The following is a 12,967-nucleotide window of genomic DNA, read 5'->3' on the forward strand; positions in this document are numbered from 1 at the left end:
GTACCACTACCACCGCTATACGCGGGGCGGGTACGGCTGCTTAACCTTAGGCAGCAGGTAAACCAAGGCCCCGCCAGCAATGGACGGGGCCTTGTCTTTTCTCCGTCCGGGCTGGCCAATCACGGAGAGATGAAGATGCACGCAAAACGCGCACTGCTGGTCCTGGATATGCAGGTGGGTTTGTTCCATGGCCCCGAACAGCCCTGGCAGGGTGAGCAGGTGTTGAACAGGGTCAACACCCTGATCGCTGCCGCCCACGCCGCCCACGCCCCCGTTTTTGCGGTTCGCCACACCGGCCCCGAGGGTTCGCCGATTGCCGCAGGCAGCCCCGCGTGGCAGCTGTTGCCCGCGCTGGCGGTCGATCCTGCGCGCGACATCGTGTTCGACAAGGCCCGCCCCAGCGCCTTCTTTGCCACGTCGCTGGCGGACCAGTTACGAGAGGCCGCCATTGATGAGCTGGTCATCGTCGGCCTCAAGACCCAGTACTGCGTCGACACCAACTGCCGGGTTGCCCGTGAACTGGGCTTCAACGTGGTACTGGTCAGCGATGCCCACACTTGCATGGACACGCCCGGCTTGCCGGCCGAGGCGATCATCGCCCACCACAACCTGACCCTGGGCGGCGCCTTTGCCAGCCTGCAATCAACGGCGGATCTGCAGTTCTGAGCCTTCGCCCAACTGCAGGTAGCCGTCCAGCGCCAGTTGCTGCATGAACACCCGGTCATGGGACGCCACCAGCAAGGTCCCGCGATACTGGCGCAGCATGGCTTCCAGGGCGGCGAGGGAGGGCAGGTCGAGGTGGTTGCTCGGCTCGTCGAGTAATAACAACTGGACCGGGGTGTCGCGGTACAGCACCCCGGCCAGTGTTGCCTTGAGCCGTTCGCCGCCGCTGAGCACGCCGCTGGGCAAGGTGACGCGCTCAGCGCCCAGGCCCAGTTGCGCCAGGCGGGTGCGCAGGAGGCTCTCATCCGGATTGCCGGTGGCGCTGCGCAGGTAATCGAGCACCGATTGTTCGGCGGGCAGCAGGCTGCAGTGCTGGTCGAGCAAGGCGACTTCCCCGCGTACCTCACACTGGCCTGCGGCTGGTGCCAATTGACTCGCCAGCACCTTGAGCAAGGTTGATTTGCCGCTGCCATTGGCACCGCTCAGGCCCACGCGTTCACCGCTGTACAGGCGGACATTGAGCGGGCCTTGGCGGGCGAAGGGCAACTGCAGGTCCGTGAGCACCACCACCTGGCTGCCAATCGGCTGCTGTGGCGCGGGCGCATGGATCACGATCGGGCTGCAAGTTTCAACCTGCTGTGCAGCGTCGCGCACCTGTGCGTTCAGGGCCTGGCGCGCCACCTGATGGTCACGTTGCTGCTTGCCGGCGGTGCTCTCGCTGCGCTCCTGCTTGCGGTCGAGGAGGATCTTCGCCTGATTGGCCGAGCGCGCCGCCTTGCTGGCCCGCGACTGCTGGCGCTCCAGGCGCTCGCGCTGTTGTTGCAGTTCGCGGGCCTGGCGTTGGCGTTCGAGCTTGAGGCGTTCGAGCGTGCGTTCGGCCTGCTCGGTCCGCTCGACTTTACGCTCGGCATAGAAGCTGTAATTGCCGCCGTAACTGCTCAGGCCCATGGGCGAGAGTTCGACGATGCGCTCCATGCGTTCAAGCAGTGCGCGGTCATGGCTGATCACCAGCAGGCCCTTGTTCCAGCCCTCGAGCAGGGTCATCAGCGTCTCGCGGCTGGCGGCGTCCAGATGGTTGCTGGGTTCGTCGAGGATCAGGTAATCGGCATCACCGATAAAGGCCCCGAGCAGCGCCACGCGCATGGCCTGGCCGCCGCTCAGAACAGCTGCGCGGTGCTCCCAGCTCAGTTGCGCCAAACCATGCTGATCAAGCTGCGCCTGCAGGCGTTCGCGGACATCCCAGCGCTCGCCGACGGTATCGAAGTCGGCGGCTTGGCTGCTGCCGGCCTCGATGCGCAGCAGGGCATCGACCACCTCGCTCACCTGGGCCAGATCTGCCACCGTGGTATTGGCAGCGGTGGGATGCTGACCCACATAGTGCACCCGGCCGCCGCGCAGGCAGCGTCCTTCGCTGGGCTGCAACCGCCCGGCCAATATCTGCGCCAGCAGCGACTTGCCCACGCCATTACGCCCGACCAGGCCGGTGCGGCGCTGGTCGAACGTCTCGACAAGATCGGAAAACAACACCCTGCCATCCGGCAAGGCCAGGGTGACGCTGTCCAGCGTCAGGATCGACGTATTCGTCATGGAATGCTCCATAAAATGCCCGCGACGTCCCCCGGGAAAGGGGCTGAAGACTGGCCGTCGCAAAGACGGCGGCATTAATGGCGCATTGGACGAATACCTCGGGGAGATGGGTGAAGGGGACAGCTTAGGGCGCAGAGCGCTGCAGGTAAAGAACCATTCAGTCCAGGTGGTCAAACCTGCGGCGCCTGAAGAATAAACTGGAGCCGGAACTCAAGATGAGCAATGACACTAGCCAGATGTCCAGCCCGTACCAGTACTTGTCAGGAAAGGCGAAGAGACCATAAGTACCGGCCCCCCACAGCGAAATCCCCAGCCACTTTCTGATCGGGTAGGGTTTCAGGCAGTGGTCTACCACTAACATCAGGATCATTACGTAGCACAGTTGTGTAATTGCAGACATGGCGTATGCCCTGCTCAGGCCCAGAGGTCGGGATTGAATCGGTGACGTCTGAAGAACAGCTCCAGCCCGCCGACAACGGCAAAGAGTGAAACGAGGTGCAAGTCAAAGCCAAGCCAATGGCTTTCGGTCAACGTTAATCTGCCCAGCAAGCCGCCACCCAGGAACGTCAGGCCGAGCCATTTTCGCGGCCTGTACGGCTTGATCAGACGATCTATCAGGATGAAAAACGCCAGGACGAGGAAGAGTTGATTGGACTCTGACATGGTCTTTTCAGCCTTGACTCTCGTAGATGGAGAAGATGGCAAAGGCCCCAACTAGAAAATATTCACTCATTCGTCAGGTTGAAACTTGCAGCGTCCGATGATCAGCGTCGTGCCTGCGCAGAATACGAGCAAAGGCACTAGGAACAGATCCCTAGCCTCCCAATAGGTGCCACCTGGTTTAAACAGTAAAGTGATGCCGGCAGCGCATAGGGAAAGTCCTAGCCATTTACGAATTAAATAGGGTTTCAGGCAGTGATCCAGAAATGCGATCAGGATCAACGCGTAACATAGTTGCGTAACTTCAGACATGATGTGTGCTCTGCTCAGGCATCCTCTTCGTGGCGGTTGCGCCTGAAGAACAACTCAAGGCCTCCGACAATTGCAAAAAGCGAAAACAGATGCAGGTCAAAACCGCCCCAGTGACTTTTTTCGCTCAGCGTGGCTCTACCCAGCAGGCCGTCCAGCGATAACATCAGGCTTAACCATTTTCGCTGTGTGCTGGATTTGAGCAGGCGCTCAATCGCAACAAAGATGAAGAAGGCGAGGAATAGCTGGCTGAATTCTGCCATGTTGTCTTCAGCCTTGATTCTTGATGATCACTGAGGAAGGTGGTCGTTGGGTGAGCTGAGGCTAAGCGGGTCAACCATGCTCGAGATACTTGCGTCGTGTCATGAAGAGCGCACCGCCGGCTCCTGATACACAGATGGCGATGAATTCGATATCTAATGAGCCTGCTCGGGTAGGGAGCAGGTAGCTGGCAATCATGCCGACGAAAAACAGCACGATGCCACAGCGCTTTCGTAGACGATAAGGCTTGACTAAGAAGTACAATAGGTAAAATAGAATCAAGAGGATTGCGTACTGAAGGTATTCATTCATGAAGCCAGACCTGCTTTCGGTATGATTATCGAATCAGCTGAAAATTGTGGGCCGATGCCCCCGTCGACACGAGCCTCAATGCTTATGATCAGGTCCCCTGTGTGATAGGTACGTAATGAGCCGCTTACAAAAAAACGGGTCAAGATTGCCACCGGAATAGTGAAAACAGGTCCTGCAAGCATTGCAATCCTGCTGGTGCTGGAAGTAGAAACGTTGGAGACTTGATGACGTTGTTCGTTAAGGATATCGCCCTGCACGCGAGTCAGTGGTCTTGAGATTCTAATGGTCATGGTGCAGGTGCGACCACCCGCTTGCACCCTGTCATAAACTGCGACTGCTCTTTGAGCAACTTCATAGTTTCCGTTTCTCGCTTCGGGGAAGTGCAGTTCTCGCAGCTGTCCGCGATCGCCCTCCATAATAACGAGCTTGGAAACATGGAAAACTATTCCGTGAGGACCGGCGTACTCATAAGTTTTCTGGATCTGCACAACAACCTTCTCTGTGTAATACAGGCGCGCCAGGCGCACCTCATCATCGACATGCAGGGAAAGATGCCCAAATCAACTTCAGGTGTATGTCGTATTACTCCGACATGAAGGTAGGACCGATCCTAAATTAGCAATCAGCCCCTGGAAAATCTCAGCCAGCCTGCTCAAGCCGACGGCGTTTGAGGAGCAGTCCTACACCTAGGATGACGGTGTATTGAAGGTGTTCGCTCATTCGTCCGGCTGAAACTTGCGGCGTCCCTTAACCAGAGTCATGCCCGCGAATAATACGAACAAAGGGAGCAGTTTCAGATTCAACTCATGCCAATAGAGACCGCCCGGCACAAACTGCAATGTAACGGCAGCTATCATCAACGCCAGGCCCAGCCATTTGCGGAGTAAATAGGGTTTCAGGCAATGATCTATAAATGCAATCAGGATCAGTGCGTAGCACAGCTGGGTAACGTCAGACATGGGCAGCACTCAAGCGTCCTCATCGAATCGGTTGCGCCTGAAGAGCAATTCCAAGCTAGCAATCATGCCGACGCCAAACAATACGACGCCACAACGTTTTCTTAGCCGATAAGGCCTGACGAGGAAATACAGGAGGTGAAACACAACCGGAAGGATGGTGTATTGAAGATACTTACTCATTCGTCAGGCTGAAACTTGCGGCGTCCGATGATCAGCGTCGTACCTGCGCAGAATACGAGCACAGGCACTAGGAACAGATCCATTGCCTCCCAATAGCTGCCACCCGGTTTGAACAGTAAAGTAATACCGACGGCCCATAGGAACAACCCTAGCCATTTACGAATCAGGTAGGGCTTCAGGCAGTGATCCAGAAAGGCGATGATGATCAACGCGTAACATAGCTGGGTAACTTCAGACATGATGTGTGCTCCGCTCAGGCATCTTCTTCGTGGCGATTGCGCCTGAAGAACAACTCAAGTCCTCCGACAATTGCAAAAAGCGACACCAGATACAGGTCGAAACCACCCCAGTAACTTTCTTCGCTCAGCGTGACTCTACCCAGCAGGCCGCCCAGCAAGAATGTCAAACTTAGCCATTTTCGTAGTTTGGAGGGTTTGAGCAGGCGCTCAATCAATGCGAAGAATACGAAGGCGATAAAAAATTGACTGAATTCCGTCATGTGTTTTCAGCCTTGATTCTTGATGATCGTCGAAACGTTTGACTGCTGAGTGCCGATGCCGCCGCTGACAAGTGCCTGGATACTGACGATTACGTCACCCGCGTGGTGAGTGGGGAGTCTGCGCTTGGCCAAGTAAGTTGTTATCGCTGTAACGGCTGTTCCGACGATTGCCTTTGTAAGCAGGCCGACAGGCCCCCCAGCAGCGCTGCCGACAACACCGGAAGTATAAATTCTCTGGTCATTCAGCTTGTCTGCTTGACGCCGATTAAGCGGCTGGGAAACAGCGACTCTCATCTCACAAGCACGACTACCGGCCTGCATTCTGTCGTAGAGCGCCACGAGCATTTTGTTGACCTCGTAGTGCGCGCCCTTCGCCTCGCTGATATGCAGCTCGCGCAGCCTCGGGCGATCTTCCGGCAGGACCACAATTTGCGAAACGTGGAAAACGATGCCGAAGTTTCCGGCGTACTCATAGGTTTTTTCGATCTGCACAACAACCTTCCCTGTGTAATGCAGACGCGCCACGCGCACCTCATCGACATGCAGGGAAAGATGCCCAAATCAACTTCGGGCGTATGTCGTACTACTCCGACATGAAGGTAGGACCGATCCCAAATTAGCGATCAGCCCTTACAAAACCTCAGCCAACCTGCTCAAACCGACGGCGCTTGAGGAACAGTCCGACCCCCAGGGCAACGGCGAAGATCGACAGCAACCCCAGGTCCGCCCCCAGCAGGCGGGTCTGGCTCGCCGCTACGCAGCCGACCGCACCCACCGCCACCAGCGCGACCCCCAGCCACTTGCGCAGCGGGTAGGGCTTGAGAAAGCGATCGAGCAAAAAGAACAGCACCAGGGCCAAAACCAGCTGGGTAATCTCGGACATGTGCGGCTCCACTCAGGTCTTGATGATCAGGGTCGAGATAGTGCTCTGCGGGCCGATGCCGCCGTTGACCCGCGCTTCAATGCTGACCAGCACGTCGCCGGCATGGTAGGTGGGCAGGATTTCGTTGGCGTACATGCGCACACCGGCGCCTACAGGCACACCGACATAAGGGGAGGCGACGGAACTGGTGGCGCCGGCGAAGGCCGAGGCGGCGAGGTTGGCGATCTTGGTGCGCTGGGCGTTAAGCACGTCGCCCTGCTGGCGGGTCAGCGGCTTGGAGATGCCGATCATCATGGTGCACGGCAGGTTCTTGGCCAGCATCTTGTCGTAGACCTCGACAACCTTGCTGTTAACCTCGTAGTGGGCGCTTTTCGCTTCGCCAAAATGCAGCTCGCGCAGGCGCCCGCGTTCGCTATCGGTGAGGGTGATCTGCGAGACGTTGAAGACGATCCCGTGTTGGCCCATGTATTGGAAAGTCCCTTCGAACTTCATTGCACGCATCCTTTCGAGGCAAAGGCGGCGATTTTGTACAAGGTTCGCCGCGTGTGCAAATCATTCCGTCGGCAGTTGTGATCAACTCGTGGCTTCGAAAGCCGGGTGATAGCTGACCTGGGCCTGTGGCCACCGGCTGGTGTAGCTCCGGGCCTGGAAATACTCGGGCGGTACACCGGGCAATACCAGCTCCGGGCGCACAACAAAGCCGAAGCGCCCGTAGTAGCCAGGATCGCCCAGTACCACGCAGCCGGCAGCGCCCAACGCTTGCAGGGCCTGCAGCGCCGCGCGCATCAACTGGCTGCCGATGCCCTGGCCGTGGCGCTCGGGCGCCACCGAGATCGGGCCCAGGCCATACCAGCCGGTAGAACCGTCGGACAGGCTCACCGGCGACAAGGCCACATGGCCGATGATGTGCCCGGCCTCTTCGGCCACCAGCGACACCGATAACTGCCCGGCGCGGCGCAGGGCGTTGACGATGAAATGCTCTGTGTGGCTCGAGTGTGGCGCGTGCGCAAAGGCGGCAGCGGTCAGTAGTTCGATGGCCGGGCAGTCGGCCAGGGTTTCGGGGCGCAGGATCATGGCGTTCTCGGGGGTTGAACCAGTATTGGCGACAAGGCGGCGGGTGTCTTCGTCAATCAGCGCGCGCAGGTTCTGGAAGAGTGGGCTGGCGTTGGTGTATTTGCGACCGTAACCCAGATTGAAGGCGTAGTCGAAGTCGCTCGGGTTATCGCCCTGGGTGTGTTGCAGCAGGGTCTCCAGCTTGTCGAGGGCCTTGACTGCAAGGGCTTCCTCGCTGCTGGCATGCTCGTACTCTTCCCATAAGGCGAGGATTTCGGCTTGTATTGGAGCATCCAGTGAACGGGTCAGCTCCAGCAGGTCGGCGCGCTCCTGTTCGCTCTTATCCGGGTGGTCAGCCTGGCTGACCGCGGGGATGTCGCCGTGCAGGGCTTCGCCCAGGTCGTGAATGACGCAAAGCTTGAGCACCTTGAGCATATCCAGCGCGGGCAACTGGTCGGCGAAGACGATGGCCATCAGGCACAGGCGCCAGCTGTGTTCGGCGGTACTTTCCGGGCGGCCACTGGAGGTATGGGCGCTGCGCAATACATCCTTGAGTTTCTCGGCCTCGCGCAGGAATGCCAGGCGGCCCGTGAGGGTGGTGCTACTCATGGGGTTGTCGATCCAGGTGGTGGGCATGGGGCAAAGCCTAGGAGGGCGATGGCCAAACGTCCATGGATAAAGAATCCGTGGGGTATCAGAGGGTTTCCACCAGCCGCGCGGCGCTGCCGTCGGAGAGGGTGATGCGGGTCCAGCGGCACAGGCTCTGGGTGATGGGGACGAGCGCCGAGTCATTGCAGCCGCTGGCGAATTCCAGCGCTGGCGGGGCGAGTACCTCGCGCCAGCCGAGACTGTCGAGGGCCGCCTCCTTGCTGATGATTTCTGCGCTGCAATAGCGCCACAGCGAACGACCGAGCAGCTCGCTCAACGGGATGCTGAACTGCGCGGCGCGGGCCGGGGAGCAGGCCAGCAAGCGGTGGCTGAGGTCGCAGACCAGGTGCACGGGGCGTGGGCTGTCGTTGACCAGGCGGGCCAGGGCCTGTTCGGCAGGGGCGTCAAGGCGCGCGGCGAGCCGGGATTCGATCAGCGCGCGTTCGTTGGGCTCGATGGCCTGGCTGCCATTTTCCCAGCGCGAGACAGTCGATTGCGCCACGCCGAACAGCTGTGCGGCATGCGCTTGCTTGATGCGGTGCAGCAGGCGCCAGCGACGCAGGGCGACGCCGAGCTGAGCGGGTTGTAGCGGGGTATCGTGCATGGGCGAAGTTTGCCAGCCAAAGCGTGGGGGCTGCAAATCGGGGGGACAGCCTGCTTGACTGAGTCGCCTGGTTTGCGACCGCTTCGCGGTCGATCGCTGGCAAGCCAGCTCCCACAGGCAATGGTGCATGCCGACCCAATGTGGGAGCCGGCTTGCCGGCGATGGGCCGCGTCAGCGGCCCCAGGGTTCACTTCACCGTCTGCAGGCGCAGATCATTGTAGTAGAAGGTATTCTTGTCGATGCTGGCGCTGAAGAAGTAGCCGTAGTCTTCCAGGTAGAACAGGTGGTTGACGCGTTTATCCTCGTCACCCTGCACGCTGCAGTCCAGCGCCTTGGCGCTGCCGCTCAAGCTGGCGTTGAGGGTGCTGGCCGGCAGTTGCTGTTGCACCGTGCACTCGGTGATCTTCAGGTCCTTGCCGTACTGGCCGATCACGTTGTTGTTGGTCGCACCTTGCTGTGAATAGCTGAGCTTGCTGCCCACCGCCATGGTCTTCCAGTCTCCCTTGAAGCTCAGACTGGTCAGCGCGCTGCTTTCGCTCATGCCGGTGAAGTCGGTCTTGCTCACCAGCGGGATCAATCCGCGCCAGGTGATCTTTTGCGCCTCATAGCCCTTGCCGCGCAGGATCACCATCAGTTGCTGGCTATTGGCATCAACCGACAGGAACTGCTCCTCGCGCATGGGCGAGGTCTTGCCTTTTATGGTCGAGGTGCCGACGGCATCCAGGTACGTGAGCGGCTGCGCCGGCTTGGGCAGTTGCAGGCGCTCGAGGGCGACCATCACCGACGGGCTGACCGGCGGCAACACAGCCGTGACGATCGGTGCCTTGAAGCGCGGGCTGAATGGCGCCAGTTGCGCGACTTTATCCGGCGTGGCGCAGGCCAGGGCGAACAGCGCCTGGTAGTCGGCGTTGCTGTCGGCCACAGGCTCGGGCTTGGGCAGTGACGGGACCATGCCGTCGGTGACCCGGTTGTTGGCATCGACATCGTAGCCGGCCAGCAGGGTGTAGGTACCGGCGCTGCAGTTGAAGCGATGATGCTCACGCTTTTGCGCGTAGGGCGCGTTGTACGGCAGGTCGAGGAGGATGCTCGGCTGGTCGAAGGCGGCCCACAGGCTGACATCGTTGCCCATCTTGTTGATGCTGTTGCGGTCGACCAGCACCCATGGCTCGCCATCTTCACCTTTAAGCTTGCGCCAGTCGGCCTTTGCTTGAGTCTTGCAGGCTCCGGCGAAGCTCGGGTTGTTCAGCAGGATGGCATGGAAGCGATCAGGCATCGGCTGCGGCGGGGCGTAGCCGCTGGGGTTCTTGAAGTAGGCGCGCTGGTCGGCGTCCAGATACATGATCGCCACGTTCGGCTCAACGCAGGAGGCTTCGAGCTGGAAGCTGCGATCAGTCAAGCCGTTGTTGGCCGGTACGTTAACCTGGAAACTCAGCACATCGCCTTCACGAAACAGGCTGTAGGTCGACAGCGGCTGGGCGAGCATGGTGCCGATGTACTGGTCGAGGCTTTCCTTGGAGGGCGTCGCGCAGCCGGCGAGGGCGGCGGCGGACAGGGCGGTGAGGATCAGGCGTTGCACAACAGTCTCCGGTGAGTCCATTCAGGATGGCAGCATTGTAGCGAATCGTGCCGCCGGTGCCTTGGGCAATTCGCGTTTGTGCCGGGTCTTGTCGTAGGCATTGATGATGATGGCTGCGACCGCGTCATCGACGTTTTCACCCTGCAGGAAGGCATCGATCTGCCCGTAGCTGACACCATGTACCTGCTCGTCGGCCAGGCCCGGGCGCAGTTCTTCAAGGTCGGCGGTAGGCACCTTGTGCACCAGGTGTTCCGGCGCACCCAGCGCGGCGGCAATGGCCCGCACCTGGCCCTTGCACAGCCCGCTCAGGGGGGCCAGGTCGCAGGCGCCGTCGCCGAACTTGGTGAAGAAGCCCATCACCGCTTCGGCGGCATGGTCGGTGCCGATCACCAGGCCATTGCGGGCGTTGGCCAGGGTGTACTGGGCCAGCATGCGCAGGCGCGCCTTGACGTTGCCGAGGACGAAATCCCGTTGCCCGTCAGCGAGCTCGGCCAGTTGCGGCAGTTGCCCGGCAAGGCCGTTGACGCCGTCTGCAATGTTCACTGTGATGCACTCATCGGCGCCGACGAAGGCCAGTGCGGCCTGGGCATCGGGCTCGTCATGCTGGGTGTTGTGCGGCAGGCGCATGGCGATGAAGCGGTAGCCGCTGTCGGCTTGTTCGGCGCGCAATTGCTCGACCGCCAGCTGCGCCAGGCGCCCGGCGGTTGACGAGTCGACGCCGCCGCTGATGCCCAGCACCAACACCTTCAAGCGCGCATCGAGCAGGGTCTGCTTGATGAAATCGATGCGCTGGCGGATCTCGTTCTGTACTGCCGCGTTATCTGCGAAGGGCGCCACCACGCCCAGGGCCTTGGCAATCTCGATCTGGCGACTGTTCATGTGCTTCTCCTTTACTGGCCTTCAACCTTGAACACGTGCTTGAGGTAGCTGACGAAGTTCTCGTCACGGCATTGGGTCTTGCCTGGGCTGTCGGAGATCTTCGCCACCGGAGCGCCGTTGCAGGCGGTCATCTTGATCACGATGTTCATCGGCTCAACGCCGGGAATGTCGCAGGTCAGGTTGGTGCCGATGCCGAAGCTGACGTTGATTCGTGGGCTGAGCTCGCGGTACAGGTGCAGGGTCTTGGCGAAGTTCAGGCCATCGGAGAACACCAGGGTCTTGCTCTTCGGGTCGATGCCGAGTTTCTCGTAGTGGGCGATGGCCTTGTTGGCCCAGAGCAGCGGGTCCCCGGAGTCGTGGCGCAGGCCGTCGAACAGCTTGGCGAAGTACAGGTCGCAGTCCTTGAGAAAGGCGTCCATGCCGATGCAGTCGGTCAGGGCGATGCCGAGCAGCCCGCGATATTCCTTGACCCAGCATTCCAGCGCGGCAACCTGGCTGTCGATCAGCCGCGGGCCCAGTTGCTGGTGGGCCATGAACCACTCGTGAGCCATGGTGCCGATCGGCTTGATGTCCAGTTCGCGCGCCAGGTGCACGTTGCTGGTGCCGACAAAACGCCCCGGGAAGTCCTGCTTGAGGGTGTGCACCACGTGCTCCTGGACCCGGTAGGAGAAGCGCCGACGGGTACCGAAATCAGCCAGTTGCAGGCCGGCCAGTTCCGCAGGCGACGCTTCGGCCTTGAGCCAGTCGAGTTTTTCGTACAGGCGCTCACCCACTTGTTCCATCACCACTTCACGGTAGCGGTAGCGGTTACGCACTTCGGAGACGATCGCCAGCAGCGGGATCTCGTAGAGGATCACGTGCAGCCAGGGCCCGCGCAGGCGGATCGCCAGTTGCCCGGCATCATCGACGCCAACGTGCACGTAGCGCAGGTTGAAGCGGAACAGGCTGAGGAAGCGGATGAAGTCCGGCTTGATGAAAGGGATGCGCCCCAGGTAAGCCAGCTGGTCCTGAGTGATCGAGACCTCGGCCAGCTGCTCGATCTGGTAGCGGATCTCGGCCAGGTACGGGGTCAGGTCTTCGCTGTTGCGGCAGCGGAATTCCCATTCCACCTCGGCGTTGGGGTAGTTGTGCAGCACCGCCTGCATCATGGTGATCTTGTAGAAGTCGGTGTCCAGCAGGTTCTGGATGATGCTTGGGCCGAAGACGCTCTCGCTCATGTTCATGCTCCCTTGAATGCGTTCAGTTGCTGGTCGAGGCTGGCGAGGTCGGCGCAGGCGATGATGCCTTGGCCGGTCATCTCGGCCATGGCCGCTGCGGCGCCCTGGGCGGAAATCGCCCGGCATGCCGGTTGGTAGAGAAACACCTGCAAGCCTGCGGCCTGCAGTTGCAGGGCGGTGTTCTTGACGCAGAAATCCAGGGCCAGGCCGCCGACAATCACGGCTTTGACCTCTTGCACCTTGAGGTACTCGATAACCCCGGTGGAGCGGCGGCTGGCCAGGTCGTGGTAGCAGGCGCCGTAGGGATGCAGGTCGGGTTCGATGCCTTTCCACACGAAGAAGTCGTAGTCGATCGGCGCAGGCAGGCCGGCCAGCAGCTCGAAGCCCGGCGTGCCCGGCACGCAGTGGCTGACCCAGGTCAGGTCGGCGTTGGCCATGTCCAGTGGCTGCAGCATCTCGGCGTGACTACCCACCACCCAGGCGGCTTTCGGCGTGTGGGCATCCTTGCTGCCGATGCGCAGGCTGGCGCGCTTGGCCATGGCGTTGAGTGCCGGGGCGATCTCGGCGCCGCCGGGGACTGGCAACTCGGAGGGGGCGTTGTCGGTGAAGCCGTTTTGGGCGTCGACATCGAAGCTGGCGATTTTCATGGGGTGGCTCCTGCACTGGGTGTGGACACA

General features: G+C 60.5%; 18 protein-coding genes and 1 pseudogene. 1 reads left to right on the forward strand and 18 read right to left on the reverse strand.

Annotated elements, in window-relative coordinates:
* Positions 1-129 precede the first annotated feature (129 nt).
* A complete protein-coding gene (locus JV241A_RS08835) occupies positions 130-666 on the forward strand; it encodes a cysteine hydrolase family protein (protein WP_134061997.1) in 537 nt (178 codons plus the stop codon).
* Here JV241A_RS08835 and JV241A_RS08840 read toward each other — a convergent pair.
* The 18 genes and pseudogenes from JV241A_RS08840 to JV241A_RS08920 all read right to left on the reverse strand — a co-directional run bounded on the left by JV241A_RS08840 (position 643) and on the right by JV241A_RS08920 (position 12,937).
* A complete protein-coding gene (locus tag JV241A_RS08840; protein WP_134061999.1) occupies positions 643-2,250 on the reverse strand; it encodes an ABC-F family ATP-binding cassette domain-containing protein in 1,608 nt (535 codons plus the stop codon). The two genes, JV241A_RS08835 and JV241A_RS08840, sit on opposite strands and share 24 nt — an antisense overlap.
* 414 nt (positions 2,251-2,664) lie before the next feature.
* A complete protein-coding gene (locus JV241A_RS08845; RefSeq protein WP_115086212.1) occupies positions 2,665-2,913 on the reverse strand; it encodes a hypothetical protein in 249 nt (82 codons plus the stop codon).
* Between the two features lie 323 nt (positions 2,914-3,236).
* Positions 3,237-3,482, reverse strand: coding sequence for a hypothetical protein (locus JV241A_RS08850; protein WP_134062001.1), 246 nt, complete (start codon positions 3,480-3,482; stop codon positions 3,237-3,239).
* Positions 3,483-3,552: 70 nt separating this feature from the next.
* Complete coding sequence (locus JV241A_RS08855; protein ID WP_134062003.1) at positions 3,553-3,792, reverse strand: hypothetical protein; 240 nt, start codon at positions 3,790-3,792, stop codon at positions 3,553-3,555.
* Complete coding sequence (locus JV241A_RS08860; protein WP_134062005.1) at positions 3,789-4,319, reverse strand: hypothetical protein; 531 nt, start codon at positions 4,317-4,319, stop codon at positions 3,789-3,791. The genes JV241A_RS08855 and JV241A_RS08860 overlap by 4 nt, the downstream gene beginning before the upstream one ends.
* 189 nt (positions 4,320-4,508) lie before the next feature.
* Positions 4,509-4,751 (reverse strand): hypothetical protein, encoded by a 243-nt coding sequence (locus tag JV241A_RS08865; RefSeq protein WP_134062007.1) that lies wholly within the window; start codon positions 4,749-4,751, stop codon positions 4,509-4,511.
* Positions 4,752-4,927: 176 nt separating this feature from the next.
* Complete coding sequence (locus tag JV241A_RS08870; RefSeq protein WP_134062009.1) at positions 4,928-5,170, reverse strand: hypothetical protein; 243 nt, start codon at positions 5,168-5,170, stop codon at positions 4,928-4,930.
* A 14-nt stretch (positions 5,171-5,184) separates the two neighbouring features.
* The gene (locus JV241A_RS08875) at positions 5,185-5,430 is read right to left on the reverse strand and encodes a hypothetical protein (RefSeq protein WP_134062011.1); all 246 of its coding nucleotides are present in this window, start codon (positions 5,428-5,430) and stop codon (positions 5,185-5,187) included.
* 6 nt (positions 5,431-5,436) lie between these two features.
* Positions 5,437-5,955, reverse strand: a complete 519-nt coding sequence (locus JV241A_RS08880) for a hypothetical protein (protein WP_240047842.1) — start codon at positions 5,953-5,955, stop codon at positions 5,437-5,439.
* A gap of 115 nt (positions 5,956-6,070) precedes the next feature.
* Entirely contained in the window at positions 6,071-6,313 is a 243-nt protein-coding gene (locus tag JV241A_RS08885; RefSeq protein ID WP_115086214.1) for a hypothetical protein, read from the reverse strand.
* Positions 6,314-6,325: 12 nt separating this feature from the next.
* Positions 6,326-6,805: a hypothetical protein gene (locus tag JV241A_RS08890; RefSeq protein WP_115086215.1), complete on the reverse strand. Its 480-nt coding sequence runs from the start codon at positions 6,803-6,805 to the stop codon at positions 6,326-6,328.
* An 81-nt stretch (positions 6,806-6,886) separates the two neighbouring features.
* Positions 6,887-7,387, reverse strand: a complete 501-nt coding sequence (locus tag JV241A_RS27595) for an N-acetyltransferase (protein WP_240047847.1) — start codon at positions 7,385-7,387, stop codon at positions 6,887-6,889.
* A gap of 15 nt (positions 7,388-7,402) precedes the next feature.
* Positions 7,403-7,975, reverse strand: a pseudogene (locus JV241A_RS27600) (HD domain-containing protein); the annotation flags it as partial.
* A gap of 85 nt (positions 7,976-8,060) precedes the next feature.
* Positions 8,061-8,618 (reverse strand): helix-turn-helix transcriptional regulator, encoded by a 558-nt coding sequence (locus JV241A_RS08900; RefSeq protein WP_134062013.1) that lies wholly within the window; start codon positions 8,616-8,618, stop codon positions 8,061-8,063.
* A gap of 187 nt (positions 8,619-8,805) precedes the next feature.
* The gene (locus JV241A_RS08905) at positions 8,806-10,194 is read right to left on the reverse strand and encodes a hypothetical protein (RefSeq protein WP_134062015.1); all 1,389 of its coding nucleotides are present in this window, start codon (positions 10,192-10,194) and stop codon (positions 8,806-8,808) included.
* A gap of 21 nt (positions 10,195-10,215) precedes the next feature.
* On the reverse strand, positions 10,216-11,073 hold the full coding sequence (gene nadE / locus JV241A_RS08910; protein ID WP_134062017.1) for an ammonia-dependent NAD(+) synthetase: 858 nt from the start codon (positions 11,071-11,073) through the stop codon (positions 10,216-10,218).
* Between the two features lie 11 nt (positions 11,074-11,084).
* A complete protein-coding gene (gene pncB / locus JV241A_RS08915; protein WP_010222497.1) occupies positions 11,085-12,290 on the reverse strand; it encodes a nicotinate phosphoribosyltransferase in 1,206 nt (401 codons plus the stop codon).
* 2 nt (positions 12,291-12,292) lie between these two features.
* Positions 12,293-12,937, reverse strand: coding sequence for an isochorismatase family protein (locus tag JV241A_RS08920; RefSeq protein WP_115086219.1), 645 nt, complete (start codon positions 12,935-12,937; stop codon positions 12,293-12,295).
* Positions 12,938-12,967 lie beyond the last annotated feature (30 nt).

It is taken from the genome of Pseudomonas sp. JV241A, assembly GCF_900275665.1.
Lineage (GTDB): Bacteria > Pseudomonadota > Gammaproteobacteria > Pseudomonadales > Pseudomonadaceae > Aquipseudomonas > Aquipseudomonas wadenswilerensis.